This window comes from Streptococcus sp. 27098_8_148 (genome assembly GCF_041432105.1).
In the GTDB taxonomy this organism is placed as follows: Bacteria; Bacillota; Bacilli; order Lactobacillales; family Streptococcaceae; genus Streptococcus; species Streptococcus parasanguinis_AE.
The window spans coordinates 164171-179140 of sequence record NZ_JAPVYY010000003.1 but is presented as its reverse complement, the minus strand read 5'-3'; the positions used below and the strand labels follow the sequence as shown (position 1 = coordinate 179140).

Genomic DNA, 14970 nt, shown 5'->3' with positions numbered 1-14970 from the left:
GGAGAATGACATGAGTTTAGGCAAAATTTCTCAGGTCGTAGGTCCCGTCGTAGACGTTGCCTTTTCCGTTGGAGATAAACTTCCTGAGATCAATAATGCGCTTGTAGTCTATAAAAATGACCAACAAAAATCAAAAGTCGTTCTTGAAGTAGCTTTGGAACTTGGTGATGGGGTCGTACGGACCATTGCCATGGAATCAACTGATGGTTTAACACGTGGAATGGAAGTCTTGGACACTGGTCGTCCAATCTCTGTTCCTGTCGGAAAAGAAACCTTGGGACGTGTCTTCAATGTTCTTGGAGATACCATTGACTTGGATCAACCTTTTCCTGAGGATGCTCCTCGTGACTCCATCCACAAAAAAGCTCCATCCTTTGACGAGCTCTCTACTTCAGAAGAAATTCTTGAAACAGGGATCAAGGTTATTGACCTCTTAGCCCCTTATTTGAAAGGTGGGAAGGTCGGACTCTTCGGTGGTGCCGGAGTTGGGAAGACCGTCTTGATTCAAGAATTAATCCATAATATTGCCCAAGAACACGGTGGTATTTCTGTATTTACCGGTGTTGGGGAACGGACACGTGAAGGGAATGACCTTTACTGGGAAATGAAAGAATCTGGCGTTATTGAAAAAACAGCCATGGTCTTTGGACAAATGAATGAGCCACCTGGAGCACGGATGCGTGTTGCCTTGACTGGTTTAACCATTGCGGAATACTTCCGTGATGTCGAAGGTCAGGACGTTCTCTTGTTTATCGACAATATCTTCCGTTTCACCCAAGCCGGATCTGAAGTATCAGCCCTTTTGGGACGGATGCCATCAGCCGTTGGTTACCAACCTACTTTGGCAACTGAAATGGGGCAATTGCAAGAACGGATTACGTCAACCAAGAAAGGTTCTGTTACATCCATCCAAGCCATCTATGTGCCAGCCGATGACTACACAGACCCAGCGCCAGCAACCGCTTTTGCTCACTTAGATTCAACCACCAACTTGGAACGTAAATTGGTACAATTGGGGATTTACCCTGCGGTGGACCCATTGGCATCAAGCTCACGTGCCCTTTCTCCAGAAATCGTAGGAGAAGAACACTATGCAGTAGCTTCTGAGGTCAAACGCGTCCTTCAACGTTACCATGAATTGCAAGATATCATTGCTATCTTGGGGATGGATGAATTGTCTGACGAAGAAAAGACCTTGGTTGCTCGTGCTCGCCGGATCCAATTCTTCTTGTCACAAAACTTCAACGTTGCGGAACAATTTACAGGTCAACCTGGTTCTTATGTACCAGTTGGAGAAACTGTTCGTGGCTTTAAAGAAATTTTGGATGGGAAATATGACCATCTTCCTGAAGATGCCTTCCGTGGTGTTGGATCGATCGAAGATGTGATCGCCAAAGCTGAAAAAATGGGATTCTAAGAAGAGGTGAAAGATGAGTCAAATGAACGTCCAAATCGTTACACCGGATGGACTGGTTTATGATCATCATGCCGCATTTGTATCTGTCAAGACAATTGATGGTGAATTAGGGATTTTACCTCATCATATCAATACCATTGCGGTTTTGGCTGTAGACCAAGTAAAGGTTCGTCGTGTCGACGATGACAAACATATTGATTGGATTGCAGTCAATGGTGGGATTATCGAAGTAGCTGATAATGTCATTACCATTGTTGCCGATTCTGCCGAACGTGCTCGAGATATCGACATTAGTCGTGCAGAACGTGCCAAACTGCGAGCTGAAAAAGCGATTGAAGAAGCCAAAGATCAGCATTCGGTTGATATGGAACGTCGTGCTAAAATTGCTCTTCAACGCGCCATTAACCGGATTAATGTCGGAAATCGTTTATAAGATATTCAAAATAAGGTGGAGGTTTTGTCCTCACCTTATTTTTGTTGGGAGAGAATCAAAAGAAGAAAGTACGGACCAAATATGGTATAATAGCTGTATGATTCAAATGATTTTTAATCTTTCAAGCCATCTATTGTTTATCTTTTTTGCCTATTACCTATTGATGAACCTGGTTCAATGGGAAAAGTTTTTAAAAGTAAGTGCTGAAAATGTAGTTAAAATCCGTTTTTTGATCTTGATGATCAGTGTCGGAATAGGCTATCTAGCCAGCTCATTTTTTATCAGTATCTATGAGATGAGTCGGCAGATTTTTATTGGCCAATTCTAGCCACATTTTATAAAAAATATGGTATGATAGAAAGCGTGACTTTAAGAAATTGGAGAACAATCCCGTATGGAAAAAATAATCGTTAATGGTGGTCATAATCGACTGGTTGGAACCGTCAAAATCGAAGGAGCAAAAAATGCTGTCCTTCCTCTTCTTGCTGCAACAGTTCTAGCAAGCGAGGGTGTGACAACCTTGAAAAATGTACCTGTGTTATCAGATGTCTTTACAATGAACAATGTTGTTCGTGGGTTGAATGCACAAGTAACCTTCAATGAAGAAGACAATACGGTTGTCGTAGATGCACGAGAGAAATTGTCTGAGGAAGCGCCTTATAAATATGTGAGTAAGATGCGGGCTTCTATCGTTGTCTTGGGTCCTGTCTTGGCACGCAATGGCCATGCCAAAGTTTCCATGCCTGGAGGCTGTACGATTGGGAGTCGTCCGATTGACCTCCACCTGAAAGGTCTGGAAGCTATGGGGGCTGAAATTACCCAAACGGCCGGCTATATTGAAGCAAAAGCAGATCGTCTCAAGGGTGCACACATCTATATGGACTTCCCATCAGTAGGTGCGACACAAAATATTATGATGGCCGCAACCTTGGCAGATGGAGTCACTGTGATTGAAAATGCAGCTCGAGAACCTGAAATTGTTGACCTAGCTCTCTTGCTGAATAAAATGGGAGCTAATGTCAAGGGGGCAGGAACTGAGACCTTGACCATTGTTGGTGTGGAGAGCTTGCATGGTGCAAACCACAATGTTGTGCAAGACCGCATCGAAGCTGGAACCTTTATGATTGGGGCAGCCATGACTGGTGGAGATGTCTTGATCGAAGATGCCATTTGGGAACACAACCGTCCGCTTCTATCTAAGATGCAGGAGATGGGTGTAACGGTAACCGAAGAAGAAAATGGAATTCGGATTCAATCGGATATCAGTAAGCTCCGTCCAGTGACGGTTAAAACCCTTCCCTATCCAGGATTCCCAACCGATATGCAGGCTCAATTCACAGCCTTGATGGCCATGGCTAAAGGTGAGTCTACCATGATTGAAACGGTTTTTGAGAATCGCTTCCAGCATTTGGAAGAAATGCGTCGGATGGGCGTTCACTCAGACATTATGCGGGATACAGCTCGTATCGTTGGAGGGGAAAGCTTCCAAGGTGCAGAGGTCATGTCGACCGATTTACGAGCAAGTGCAACCTTGGTCTTGATGGGCTTGGTAGCAGAAGGAGAGACGAAAGTCAGCAAATTAAGTCACTTAGATCGTGGTTATTATCAATTCCATGAGAAATTGGTGGCATTAGGTGCAGACGTGAAACGTGTAGAGGAAGAAGACGATGAAAACTAATCTTCGCTATGTTGGAAAACAGCTAGGAATTGTCCTCCTGTTGGCTGTGATTGGAATCATCATTTTTGCAGTTGGTTTGGTCATTGGCTATGGAGTGATTGGAGATGGAAAAAATCCATGGTCCATTCTCTCTCCGGACACTTGGTCAGAGATCATTGGAAAGCTAACAGGCAAATAAGCTTTTAACTAAAATTGAGTAAAAAGGAGAGCAGCGAATCGAGTCAATGACCCATCTAGCGCTGCTCTTTTTTGGAGAGAGGCATGACAAAACAAACAATAACCAAACGAACCAAACAAACCTTAGCAGGTTTTGTAGTGGCAACAGCCCTAGCAATCGGGGGCTATTATTTTAATCAACCGACGATAAAAGAAGCGACAGATCAGGTTGTTTCCGTGGTGACCAGTAGCCAAGAGGAAACACCCAGTAAAGAGTTAGCTAGCTCTGTACTAACGAAATCTGCCCGTTCACAATTGGGAAATGACTTGGAATGGAATGGCGCTGGATCCTTTGTCGTTAAGGGGAATCGCACAGATCTGGATGCCAGTGTGGCTAGTCAACCCTATGCGGATAACAAGACAAAAGAAGTGAATGGAAAGACCGTACCGACGGTTGCGAACGCTATTATGACCAAGGCGACTCGCCAGTACAGAGATCGGGATGCAACAGGTAGTGGCCTAACCGATTGGAAACCAGCAGGTTGGCATCAGGTCCATAATCTGTCAGGCGAGTATGACCATGCTGTGGATCGGGGCCACCTATTGGGCTACGCCTTGATCGGCAATCTCAAAGGTTTCGATGCTTCGACTAGCAATCCCAAAAATATCGCTGTGCAAACGGCTTGGTCCAATCAAGCCAATGATCCTCATTCCACTGGTCAAAATTACTATGAGACCCTGGTTCGAAAAGCACTGGATAAGAACAAGCGGATCCGCTATCGGGTCACCTTGATCTACAACCAGCCAGAAGATTTGATTCCATTGGGGTCTCATATTGAAGCCAAATCGAGTGATGGGAGCCTTGAGTTCAATGTTTTTGTTCCCAATGTTCAAAGTGGGATTAGCCTGGATTACCAGACAGGAAAAGTAACCGTTCATCAATAAGCTGGAAAGCGTAGTTATTTAAGTTATTTTTAAGAATGGGATGTTACAATTGCATACCTTCTTTAAGAGAAAGGAGAATGTATGAGAACCATTTTTCGATTTTTCAGAGGAATCCTTCGTATGGCTTGGAGTCTTTTTTGGGGATTTTTCTGGACCATTGCCATCAGTTTTCTCGTTCTAGTGGGGATCATCTATTTCACAAATTCTCCTAGTTCTGGTATGGATGGGTTTGGACGAGCTGCCCAAAAGGTTGTCTATCAAGTCGGCAATTTATTTGGAGATCAGGGGTTTGCATCGCGCTTCGGGATGGCACCTAGCTCACAGACTACGCAGACGGACAATCATGAGCATAGCGGTGCTCGCTGGGAAAAAGCGGAGGCCACGGTCTACCTGGATCCTAATATCAGTCAAACTTTTGTAAAAGCTTATCGGGATGCTATTGAGGCTTGGAACCAAACAGGCGCCTTTACCTTCAAGTTGGTTACAAATGAAAAAGAGGCTAATGTGGTCTTGACGGAAATGGATAACGCATCGGTTTCTGCTGCAGGAGAGACTGCCTCTCAGACTAACCTTTTAACCAACCGGTTCACCCACATCACAGTGCGTCTCAATCGCCATTATCTTTTAAATTATGTCTATAACTATAGTTATGATCGGATTGTCAATACAGCTGAGCATGAGCTAGGCCATGCCATTGGGCTGGACCACACTGATGGAGAATCGGTCATGCAACCAGCTGGCTCCTTCTACAGTATTCAGGATACAGATGTGGAAGCAGTCCGACAATTGTACAAGGAAGAATAAAATACAATTTATCATTGAAAAGTTCTGGGCCCCAAGGGCTCAGGATTTTTTTGATGGCTCGTCTTTCCTTGTTTAATCTGAAAAAAGATAGTAAAATAGGGACATGATTATTTTACAAGCCAACAAAATTGAACGCTCTTTTGCAGGGGAGGTTCTTTTTGATAATATCAGCCTGCAGGTGGATGAACGGGACCGGATTGCCCTGGTCGGAAAGAACGGAGCCGGCAAGTCTACGCTCTTAAAAATCTTGGTGGGAGAAGAAGAGCCGACTTCTGGGGAAATCAATAAAAAGCGGGACCTTTCTCTCTCTTATTTAGCCCAGGATAGTCGATTTGAGTCGTCCAATACTATCTACGATGAGATGCTCCATGTCTTTGACGATCTCAGAAAGACCGAGAAAACCTTGCGGCAGATGGAGCTTGCGATGGGGGAAAAAACTGGGGTTGACTTAGAAAAACTCATGCAGGACTATGACCGTCTCTCGGAAGAATTCCGTCAGGCAGGTGGTTTTACCTATGAGGCAGATATCCGCGCCATTCTCAACGGCTTTAAGTTCGATGAGTCCATGTGGCAGATGAAGATTGAAGAGCTGTCTGGAGGGCAAAATACCCGTCTCGCTCTGGCCAAGATGCTTCTAGAAAAACCAAATCTCTTGGTACTGGACGAGCCGACTAACCACTTGGATATTGAGACCATCGCCTGGTTGGAAAACTATCTGGTCAATTATAGCGGAGCCCTTCTCATTGTCAGCCACGACCGGTATTTCCTAGATAAGGTCGCAACCATTACCTTGGATTTGACCAAGCATTCCTTGGACCGCTATGTCGGCAATTACTCGAGTTTTGTGGAACAAAAGGAGCAAAAACTGTTGACCGAAGCCAAGAACTACGAGAAGCAACAAAAAGAAATTGCTGCGCTGGAAGACTTTGTTAATCGCAATTTGGTGCGGGCGTCGACCACCAAACGGGCCCAGTCTCGGCGCAAGCAGTTGGAAAAAATGGATCGCCTAGACAAGCCGGAAGCTGGGACTAAGTCTGCCCATATGACCTTCCATGCTGATAAGACTTCGGGAAATGTCGTCCTGACAGTAGAAGAGGCAGCCGTCGGCTATGACGATCAAATCCTCTCAGAGCCTATTAATCTGGATATCCGCAAGATGAATGCGGTCGCTATTGTGGGACCAAATGGGATCGGGAAATCTACTCTTATCAAGTCCATCGTCGGGCAGATTCCTTTTATCAAGGGAGAGTCTCGTTTTGGGGCCAATGTCGAGGTGGGCTACTATGACCAGACCCAAAGTAAACTAACGCCTCACAACAGTGTCTTGGATGAGCTCTGGAATGACTTTAAACTGACGCCAGAAGTAGAAATTCGCAATCGACTGGGAGCCTTTCTTTTCTCTGGGGATGATGTCAAGAAAACCGTCGGCATGTTGTCGGGTGGAGAGCGGGCCCGCTTGCTTCTAGCCAAGCTGTCCATGGAGAATAACAATTTCTTGATTCTCGACGAGCCGACCAACCACTTGGATATCGATAGTAAGGAAGTGCTGGAAAATGCCTTGATTGATTTTGACGGTACCTTGCTCTTTGTCAGCCACGACCGTTACTTTATCAATCGGGTGGCTACACAAGTTTTGGAACTCTCAGAAGAGGGCTCGACCCTCTATCTGGGAGACTACGACTATTATCTGGAGAAAAAAGCTGAGTTAGAAGCCCTAGCTGCAGCACAAGCAGAAGCTTTGCCTGTTTCTTCTACGGAGGAAGTCACCAGCAATGACTACCGCTTGCAGAAGCAAAACCAGAAGGAACTCCGGAAAATCACCCGTCGCATTGAGCAATTGGAAGCAGAGATGGAAGAGCTGGACCAGAAAATCCAAGACATTACCGAAACCATGCATAGCACCAATGATGCAGTTGACTTGGTTCAACTCCAAAGCGAGCTGGATCAACTAAATGTCCAGCAGGAAGCGGTCATGGAAGAGTGGGCAGAACTGTCAGAGCAGGTGGAATAAATGGACGATCTTGGCAAAGTTTTTCGTGAATTTCGAATCAGTAAGAATTATTCGTTAAAAGAAGCTGCAGGAGAAGCTTGCTCGACCTCCCAGTTATCCCGTTTTGAATTGGGGGAGTCGGATCTGGCTGCTTCTCGCTTCTTTGACATTTTGGACAATATCCATGTGACGATTGAGAATTTTATGGATAAGGCCAGAAATTTTCAACACCATGAGCATGTTGCTTTGATGGCACAGATTATTCCACTTTACTATTCAAATGATATTGCGGGTTTTCAAAAGCTTCAAAGAGAACAACTTGAAAAAGCCAAACATTCCACCAATCCCCTCTATTTTGAATTGAACTGGATCCTGCTACAAGGCCTGATTTGCCAGAGAGATGCCAGCTACACCATGAAGCAGCGTGATCTGGATAAGGTGGCGGATTACCTCTTTCAAACGGAAGAGTGGACCATGTATGAATTGATCCTCTTTGGCAATCTCTACAGCTTTTATGAGGTGGACTATGTCACTCGCCTTGGGAGAGAAGTGATGGAGCGCGAGGAATTCTACAAAGAAATTGGTCGCCATCGAAAACTGGTCTTGATTCTAGCTCTGAATTGCTACCAGCATTGTTTAGAACACTGTTCTTTTGAAAATGCCAGCTATTTTGAAGCCTATGTAGAAAAGATTATCGGGAAGAGCATCAAGCTCTACGAACGCAATGTCTTTCACTATCTCAAGGGATTTGCCCTCTATCAGAAGGGGCTAGAGAAAGAAGGGAGTCAGCAAATGCAGGAAGCCATGCATATTTTTGATGTGCTGGGACTGCCAGAGCAGGTGGCCTATTATCAAGAACACTTTCATAAATTTGTAATAGATGAATGTTCCTAAATAGGACAGAGATAAAGGAGATTTTATGAACCGACATGCGGTCCAATTAATTAGTCGTGGAGCTATTAACAAAATTGGAAATATGCTCTATGACTATGGGAATAGTGTCTGGCTAGCCTCGATGGGGACTATAGGAAAGACGGTATTAGGGATCTATCAGATTTCTGAGTTAGTGACAGGGATTCTCGTGAATCCTTTTGGAGGAGTGATTTCAGACCGTTTTTCTCGTCGCAAGATTTTGATGACGACCGACTTGGTTTGTGGACTCCTTTGTTTGGCGATTTCTTTTATCACAAATGATAGCTTGATGATTGCGGCTCTTATTTTTGCCAATATTGTTCAGGCCATTGCCTTTGGTTTTTCTCGACCTGCCAATAAAGCCTTTATTACCGAGGTAGTAGAGAAAGACGAGATTGTGACCTATAACGCTCACTTGGAGTTAGTCTTACAGGTTGTTAGTGTCTGTTCACCTGTTTTTTCTTTCCTAGTTCTACAATTTGCCAGTCTTCATATGACCCTCTTATTAGATGCACTGACCTTTTTCATTGCTTTTGTCCTAGTGGCTTTCCTTCCGAAAGAAGAAGCTAAGGTTCAAGAGAGGAAACAGTTTACCGGGAAAGATATTTTTTCTGATATCAAGGATGGGTTAGACTATATCTGGCATCAGAAAGAGATTTTCTTTCTCTTGTTGGTGGCTTCTAGCGTCAATTTCTTTTTTGCAGCTTTTGAGTTTTTACTTCCCTTCTCGAATCGTCTATACGGGGTTAAAGGAGCTTATGCGACTATTTTAACGCTGGGAGCTATTGGATCTATTCTAGGAGCGCTTGTTGCCAATAAAATGAAATCAAGTATGAAAATTCTCCTGTTTTTACTGATCATGGCAGGGGTCGGAGTGTTCATAATGGGCTTGCCCCTTCCGCCTTATCTTTCATTTTCAGGAAATCTGGTCTGTGAATTTTTTGTGACCATTTTCGACATCCACGTTTTTACCCAAGTACAAACCAAGGTGGAAGATGATTATCTGGGGAGAGTCTTGAGCACAATTTATACTTTGGCTGTTCTCTTTATGCCCATCGCCAAAGGGTTGATGACTTGGTTGCCAAGTGTCCGCATGGAATCATTTCTCTTGATTGGAGCTGGAGTTATTCTCTTTTCACTCTTGGCTCAGCTAGTAGCTAAGCAACTTCAATCGAAAGAACAGTAGGGATCCTTTGATAAAATTGTAAATCATTGTTTTTCCCAAATAGGGGACAAAATGAAAACCTCTTTCATGAACTGATACAATAGTTTCAGAAAATGAAGGAGGTTTTTTATGAATCGACATGCTATCCAGTTGATTGCTCGTGGGGCGATCAATAGAATGGGAAATATGCTCTATGACTATGGGAACAGTGTTTGGCTGGCCTCGATGGGGACGGTAGGAAAGACAGTGTTGGGGATCTATCAGATTTCTGAACTCGTCACCTCCATTCTAATCAATCCATTTGGTGGCGTGATCTCAGACCGTTTTTCCCGTCGCAAGATTTTGATGACGACCGACTTGGTTTGTGGTCTCCTTTGTTTAGCGATTTCGTTTATCAGGAATGATCGTTGGATGATTGTAGCCCTGATTGTTGCCAATATTGTCCAGGCTATTGCCTTCGCTTTTTCTAGAACTGCCAATAAAGCCATTATCACAGAAGTTGTAGAGAAGGATGAGATTGTGACCTATAATGCCCACTTGGAGTTGGTCTTACAGGTTGTTGGTGTCAGCTCTCCTGTGTTCTCTTTCCTTGTTTTACAATTTGCCAGTCTCCATGCGACCCTTTTACTGGATGCGCTAACTTTTTTCATCGCCTTTATTCTGGTGGCATTCCTTCCGAAAGAAGAAGCCAAGGTTCAGGAAAAGAAACGGTTTACGGGAAAAGATATTTTTTCGGATATGAAAGATGGACTAGACTATATCTGGCATCAGAAAGAGATTTTCTTTCTCTTGTTGGTGGCTTCCAGCGTCAATTTCTTTTTTGCAGCTTTTGAGTTTTTACTCCCCTTTTCCAATCGCCTTTACGGGGTTAAAGGAGCTTATGCGACTATTTTAACGCTAGGAGCTATTGGCTCCATCATCGGAGCCTTGATCGCCAATAAATTTAAATCAAGCATGAAGATGCTTCTCTTCTTATTGATTTTAACAGGAGTAGGAGTCTTCATGATGGGCTTGCCCCTTCCGCCTCTTCTTTCCTTTTCTGGAAATTTGGTCTGCGAACTCTTTATGACAATTTTTAACATCCACTTTTTTACCCAGGTTCAAACCAAGGTAGAAGGAGACTATCTGGGCCGGGTCTTAAGCACCATTTTTACCCTAGCTATTCTCTTTATGCCCGTAGCTAAAGGATTGATGACCTGGTTACCAAGTGTCCGTGTAGAATCTTTTCTCCTGATTGGAGTTGGCGTCATTCTCTTTTCACTCCTAGCACAAATAGTCGCCAAGAAATTACAAGCAAAAGAAGGTACATCAGCATAAAAAAAGCACCAATCGGTGCTTTTTTAGTTGTTTTCTTTTTCTTCTGTCTTGATTTCTTTCTTTTCTTCTTCCAGTTGCTTTTGAGTGCTCTTGAGTTCTTTTTTTAGGGAGAAGCCCTTTGAAAAATTAACCAAGGTCATGACAAATGCACCCAAAAGGACACAGAGCAAGATCAGAATGATCAAGGGCAATTTAAATTGGACCAAGAGGAAATTCACAGTGACTGATTGCATGTTTGCAAGGGAAATACCAGCAATCAATAAAATTAAAAGTAATAAAGCAATGTAGTGTAGATTATTTTTGTTCATCATTATCTCCTTATTGTTCAGTCGGAGCCTTGCTTTTCACATCAGCGTATTCTTCCGACTGCTCTAGGCTTAGAATTTCCTCATAAGCCGGTAGGGAAAGGTCTTTGCCATATTTATTTTTTAGGGCAGTGCTCACTAGGCGATAGGCCAAATTGGCATTTCGGGACAAGATAGGACCGTGGAAGTAGCTGCCAAAGACGTTCTTATAATGAACCCCTTCGCACCCATCTTCTTTGTTGTTCCCATTTCCGTAGACGACCTTGCCGAGCGGTTTTTCATCCTCTGCCAAGAAGGTCCGACCTTGGTGGTTCTCAAAACCATAATAGGTTTCGTTAAATTCTTCGTTATGGATTTTGATATCACCGATATAGCGGTTGTTGACTTGGTTGAGCGTATAGTGGCCCATAATACCAAGTCCCTCAATACGTTTGCCAGAAGCTTCAATGTAGTATTGGCCTAGAAGCTGAAAGCCACCACAGATAGCAAGGACCACGCCATCGTCCTGAATGAAGCGTTCGAGGTCTTCTTTTTTATCTGGTAGGTCTTCAGATACAATGGTCTGCTCGTAGTCTTGCCCGCCGCCGAAAAAGGCAATATCGTAGGCATCAGGATCAAACCGGTCTTTGAGAGAGACGATATCAACAGTGACATGGGCTCCAAGCTTTTCCGCAACGTACTTGAGCATGAGGATATTCCCATTGTCCCCATAAGTATTCATTAAGTTTCCATAGAGATGGGCAATGCGCAGGCTGTAGGGATACTGTGCCTGATCAGAAGATTCCAGGGAAGTATAAGTCATTAGTGCATCTCCTTTTCAATCAGGTGTTCTTGGGCCAAGAGTTCACGGAATTCTAGCATGGCTGTATAGGTAGCTAAAATGTAAGCGTGAGGGGTTTCCTGTTGCTTGATGCGTTGGAAGACCTCTTTTAAATCAGCCATTTCTGTGATCATTTCAGCAGGATAGCCAGTGACCCGAAGTCGTCGAGCAATCTCAGAGTGGCGCACCCCGCCAGCATTGATCTCTGGAATGTCCATCTGGGTGATTTGCTCAAAGTCGGCATCCCAAATCCAGCTCGTATCGATTCCATCTGCATAGTTGGCGTTGAGAAGAACGGACAAGCTGAAGGGATATGGCGCTAGTTTGATCATTTCAATAGCCTGAGTAGCTCCAACCGGATTTTTAATCAGGACCAAGGTACATTCCTTATCCCCAATCTTAAAGGTTTCCTGGCGACCAAAGACAGCGCGACTGCGATCAAATCCTTGCTTGATGACTTCAGGTTGTACTCCAAAGAATCCAGCAACAGAGACAGCTGCTAAGGCATTGTAGATGTTGTAGAGACCACCGATATTGATGTGGTAATCTTGCCCTTGGATCCGGAAGTTGGAAGATCGATGGGTTAAAGAGATGAGGTCCGATACGGCATAGATCAGAGGGGGCCGGTGGAAACCACAGTGTTCACAGATATAATCTCCCAGGTTAGCATAGGTATTGAGCTTGTACTTGAGGATGTTGTGGCAATGCGGGCACAGGATTCCTTCCGTATTGTAATGGGCTAGTTGTGGCTCTGATTTTTCTGTATCAAATCCATAATATTGGATCGGATTGGATAAGGTCTGACTATTAAATAGCGGACTATCTCCATTTAACAGAACCGTCGCAGTTGGGACCTTGTGAATGGCATCCAAAATTATTTGGTAGGTCGTATAGATCTCTCCATAGCGGTCCATCTGATCCCGGAAAATATTGGTGACCACAAAAAGGCTGGGCTGGATATAATCACAAATCCGAGAGAGGCTGGCCTCGTCAATTTCAAGTACCGCGATCGGTCGATTTGATTTCGAACGCTTAGCCCGTAAGAAGGTCGTTGTAATCCCAGAGATCATATTGGCCCCGCTTGGATTGGTTAAAATCGGTCCGAAAGCTTCTTGGAGAATACCTACGGTCAGCGCAGTGGTCAGGGTTTTCCCATTTGTCCCTGTAATCACAACAATCTCATAGTTTTTTGCCAGTTGACTGAGAATATCTTTATCAAATTTGAGGGCTACTTTACCTGGTAGGGTTGATCCCCGCCCCATTTTTTCTAGAATAGAGCCGGAAAGCTTTCCTGCCAGAAGGCCCAAGGTTGTATTTATCTTCATAAATCATATTTTATCATAAAAAGCGTCAGAAGGTTACAGAAAAATCTGTTGAAACGTGTTATAATAGGATGATGTCTTTTAGAGAAGTGATAGGTATGAGAATATGAATATTCAACAGTTTACAAATCCACAATTTTGGACCAGTTTGTTCCCGAATTGGTGGAGTATTATTATCAATATCATCGATATTGCCCTGGTGGCTTGGTTGTTGTATTTTTTGATCAAGGCCATCGTTGGGACCAAGATCATGATTTTGGTTCGTGGAGTTATTATCTTTTTCTTGATGCAGTTTTTAGCCAATTTCTTAGGTCTCACGACTATTTCATGGCTGATCAATCAAGTGATTACCTATGGGGTTATCGCCCTGGTTGTGATTTTCTCCCCTGAGATTCGGATTGGTTTAGAGCGTCTGGGTCGGGCGACAGAATTCTTTACGACGAGTGAAGTCAGTCAGGAAGAGAAGATGGTACAGGCCTATGTCAAGGCAGTAGCTTATATGAGCCCACGTAAGATTGGTGCCTTGGTAGCTATTCAAGGAGCCAGAACCCTTCAGGAATATATTTCCACAGGGATTCCTCTAGATGCAGAGATTTCAGGAGAATTGCTGATTAATATCTTCATTCCTAATACTCCTCTGCACGATGGAGCGGTCATTGTCCGCAATGATAAAATCGCCGTTTCTTGTGCCTACCTGCCCTTGACGGAAAACACCGGAATTTCAAAAGAGTTTGGAACGCGTCACCGCGCAGCCATTGGTTTATCTGAAGTTTCGGATGCCTTTACCTTCGTGGTATCAGAAGAAACGGGCGGGATCTCTGTGACATACAATGGAACCTTCCGACACGATTTAACTTTAGAAGAGTTTGAGGCAGAATTGAGATCCTTCTTGGTTCCTGAAGAGAATAAAACGATTAGTTGGAAAGAGCGTCTATTTGGGAGGGTAACAAAATGAGATCGAAAAAAGAATTTCTTTATGTTTTCGCCTCCGTCTTATTGTCCTTTATCTTGTTTATCAATGCATCTTCCTTTAATTTTCAAAATAATAGTAGCGCTAGGCAAGTGAGTTCAGAGACCTACACCAATACCTTGACCAATATTCCAATTGATGCCAAGTACAATGACAAGAAATATTTTGTCAGTGGTTTGACATCTGAGGTAACGGTCTTTCTAAAGGGTTCAAACCGGGTCGCTCTAGCAAGCGAAATGCAACCGGGAACTCGGAAGTTTCGCGTGGTAGCGGATCTTCGTAAGGCCAAGGAAGGTACCGTCGAAGTGCCGTTGATTGTGGAAGATCTTCCGGCTGGTTTGACCGCAACCGTAGAGCCTCAAAAAGTTTCTGTAAAAATCGGGAAGAAAGCCAAAAAATCGTTTGCTGTCAGGGCCACGATCCCGAACAATCAAATTGTGAATGGAATAACGGTATCGGATATTACTCTTGAAACCACCAAGGTAGAAGTGACCAGCGATCAAGAAACCTTGAGTCGCATTGATCATGTCGAAGCTGTCTTCCCATCCAGTGAGATCATCAGTGGAAATTATAGTGGAACTCTTTCATTAAATCCGGTAGATGCTCAAGGAGATGGTCTACCAGGTCTGGTAAATCCGAGTGAAACACGGATTAAAGTAACCACAAAGACTAGCTCGTCTACGTCAAGCTCTAGCAGTTCGTCGTCGACCTCTTCCAGTTCAAGTAATTAGAAAGT

General features: G+C 43.9%; 16 protein-coding genes. 13 read left to right on the top strand and 3 right to left on the bottom strand.

Annotated elements, in window-relative coordinates; all coding sequences use genetic code 11:
• Positions 1–10 precede the first annotated feature (10 nt).
• The 11 genes from atpD to O3646_RS03845 all read left to right on the top strand — a co-directional run bounded on the left by atpD (position 11) and on the right by O3646_RS03845 (position 10817).
• The gene (gene atpD / locus O3646_RS03895) at positions 11–1417 is read left to right on the top strand and encodes a F0F1 ATP synthase subunit beta (protein ID WP_003011794.1); all 1407 of its coding nucleotides are present in this window, start codon (positions 11–13) and stop codon (positions 1415–1417) included.
• Positions 1418–1430: 13 nt separating this feature from the next.
• Entirely contained in the window at positions 1431–1850 is a 420-nt protein-coding gene (locus O3646_RS03890) for a F0F1 ATP synthase subunit epsilon (protein WP_003002471.1), read from the top strand.
• Between the two features lie 97 nt (positions 1851–1947).
• Entirely contained in the window at positions 1948–2178 is a 231-nt protein-coding gene (locus O3646_RS03885; protein WP_340280403.1) for a DUF1146 family protein, read from the top strand.
• A 66-nt stretch (positions 2179–2244) separates the two neighbouring features.
• Positions 2245–3528, top strand: coding sequence for a UDP-N-acetylglucosamine 1-carboxyvinyltransferase (murA, locus tag O3646_RS03880; RefSeq protein ID WP_045759256.1), 1284 nt, complete (start codon positions 2245–2247; stop codon positions 3526–3528).
• Positions 3518–3706: a DNA-directed RNA polymerase subunit beta gene (locus tag O3646_RS03875; RefSeq protein ID WP_003006464.1), complete on the top strand. Its 189-nt coding sequence runs from the start codon at positions 3518–3520 to the stop codon at positions 3704–3706. Before murA ends, O3646_RS03875 begins: the two co-directional genes overlap by 11 nt.
• Positions 3707–3789: 83 nt before the next feature.
• A complete protein-coding gene (locus O3646_RS03870) occupies positions 3790–4629 on the top strand; it encodes a DNA/RNA non-specific endonuclease (protein WP_371610562.1) in 840 nt (279 codons plus the stop codon).
• Between the two features lie 81 nt (positions 4630–4710).
• The gene (locus O3646_RS03865) at positions 4711–5433 is read left to right on the top strand and encodes a M57 family metalloprotease (protein WP_371610561.1); all 723 of its coding nucleotides are present in this window, start codon (positions 4711–4713) and stop codon (positions 5431–5433) included.
• 103 nt (positions 5434–5536) lie between these two features.
• Complete coding sequence (locus O3646_RS03860) at positions 5537–7444, top strand: ABC-F family ATP-binding cassette domain-containing protein (RefSeq protein WP_371610560.1); 1908 nt, start codon at positions 5537–5539, stop codon at positions 7442–7444.
• Positions 7445–8317 carry an XRE/MutR family transcriptional regulator gene (locus O3646_RS03855; RefSeq protein ID WP_371610559.1) on the top strand — a complete coding sequence of 291 codons (873 nt, stop codon included), beginning with the start codon at positions 7445–7447 and terminating at the stop codon, positions 8315–8317.
• A 25-nt stretch (positions 8318–8342) separates the two neighbouring features.
• Positions 8343–9521, top strand: coding sequence for an MFS transporter (locus tag O3646_RS03850; protein ID WP_371610558.1), 1179 nt, complete (start codon positions 8343–8345; stop codon positions 9519–9521).
• Positions 9522–9629: 108 nt separating this feature from the next.
• On the top strand, positions 9630–10817 hold the full coding sequence (locus O3646_RS03845; protein ID WP_371610557.1) for an MFS transporter: 1188 nt from the start codon (positions 9630–9632) through the stop codon (positions 10815–10817).
• 23 nt (positions 10818–10840) lie between these two features.
• Here O3646_RS03845 and O3646_RS03840 read toward each other — a convergent pair whose 3' ends face one another.
• The 3 genes from O3646_RS03840 to murT are packed head-to-tail and all read right to left on the bottom strand — an operon-like array spanning position 10841 to position 13267.
• The gene (locus O3646_RS03840) at positions 10841–11125 is read right to left on the bottom strand and encodes a LapA family protein (protein WP_003017726.1); all 285 of its coding nucleotides are present in this window, start codon (positions 11123–11125) and stop codon (positions 10841–10843) included.
• A gap of 10 nt (positions 11126–11135) precedes the next feature.
• On the bottom strand, positions 11136–11924 hold the full coding sequence (gatD, locus tag O3646_RS03835; protein WP_371610556.1) for a lipid II isoglutaminyl synthase subunit GatD: 789 nt from the start codon (positions 11922–11924) through the stop codon (positions 11136–11138).
• A complete protein-coding gene (gene murT, locus O3646_RS03830; RefSeq protein WP_371610555.1) occupies positions 11924–13267 on the bottom strand; it encodes a lipid II isoglutaminyl synthase subunit MurT in 1344 nt (447 codons plus the stop codon). The genes gatD and murT overlap by 1 nt, the downstream gene beginning before the upstream one ends.
• A 103-nt stretch (positions 13268–13370) precedes the next feature.
• On the opposite strand from murT, the gene cdaA reads away from it, so the two are divergent.
• Together cdaA and O3646_RS03820 are read left to right on the top strand one after the other, a co-directional pair.
• Complete coding sequence (gene cdaA / locus O3646_RS03825; protein WP_045759265.1) at positions 13371–14219, top strand: diadenylate cyclase CdaA; 849 nt, start codon at positions 13371–13373, stop codon at positions 14217–14219.
• A complete protein-coding gene (locus tag O3646_RS03820; protein WP_371610554.1) occupies positions 14216–14965 on the top strand; it encodes a YbbR-like domain-containing protein in 750 nt (249 codons plus the stop codon). Before cdaA ends, O3646_RS03820 begins: the two co-directional genes overlap by 4 nt.
• The last annotated feature ends 5 nt before the right edge of the window (positions 14966–14970 follow it).

Bases quoted from the DNA above. Each gene is read 5' to 3' on its own strand.
- O3646_RS03840 (WP_003017726.1), bottom strand. From the start codon at position 11,125: ATGAACAAAAATAATCTACACTACATTGCTTTATTACTTTTAATTTTA.
- O3646_RS03885 (WP_340280403.1), top strand. From the start codon at position 1,948: ATGATTCAAATGATTTTTAATCTTTCAAGCCATCTATTGTTTATCTTT.
- O3646_RS03865 (WP_371610561.1), top strand. From the start codon at position 4,711: ATGAGAACCATTTTTCGATTTTTCAGAGGAATCCTTCGTATGGCTTGG.
- O3646_RS03850 (WP_371610558.1), top strand. From the start codon at position 8,343: ATGAACCGACATGCGGTCCAATTAATTAGTCGTGGAGCTATTAACAAA.
- O3646_RS03860 (WP_371610560.1), top strand. From the start codon at position 5,537: ATGATTATTTTACAAGCCAACAAAATTGAACGCTCTTTTGCAGGGGAG.
- O3646_RS03870 (WP_371610562.1), top strand. From the start codon at position 3,790: ATGACAAAACAAACAATAACCAAACGAACCAAACAAACCTTAGCAGGT.
- atpD (WP_003011794.1), top strand. From the start codon at position 11: ATGAGTTTAGGCAAAATTTCTCAGGTCGTAGGTCCCGTCGTAGACGTT.
- murT (WP_371610555.1), bottom strand. From the start codon at position 13,267: ATGAAGATAAATACAACCTTGGGCCTTCTGGCAGGAAAGCTTTCCGGC.
- O3646_RS03890 (WP_003002471.1), top strand. From the start codon at position 1,431: ATGAGTCAAATGAACGTCCAAATCGTTACACCGGATGGACTGGTTTAT.
- murA (WP_045759256.1), top strand. From the start codon at position 2,245: ATGGAAAAAATAATCGTTAATGGTGGTCATAATCGACTGGTTGGAACC.
- O3646_RS03855 (WP_371610559.1), top strand. From the start codon at position 7,445: ATGGACGATCTTGGCAAAGTTTTTCGTGAATTTCGAATCAGTAAGAAT.
- O3646_RS03845 (WP_371610557.1), top strand. From the start codon at position 9,630: ATGAATCGACATGCTATCCAGTTGATTGCTCGTGGGGCGATCAATAGA.
- cdaA (WP_045759265.1), top strand. From the start codon at position 13,371: ATGAATATTCAACAGTTTACAAATCCACAATTTTGGACCAGTTTGTTC.
- O3646_RS03820 (WP_371610554.1), top strand. From the start codon at position 14,216: ATGAGATCGAAAAAAGAATTTCTTTATGTTTTCGCCTCCGTCTTATTG.
- O3646_RS03875 (WP_003006464.1), top strand. From the start codon at position 3,518: ATGAAAACTAATCTTCGCTATGTTGGAAAACAGCTAGGAATTGTCCTC.
- gatD (WP_371610556.1), bottom strand. From the start codon at position 11,924: ATGACTTATACTTCCCTGGAATCTTCTGATCAGGCACAGTATCCCTAC.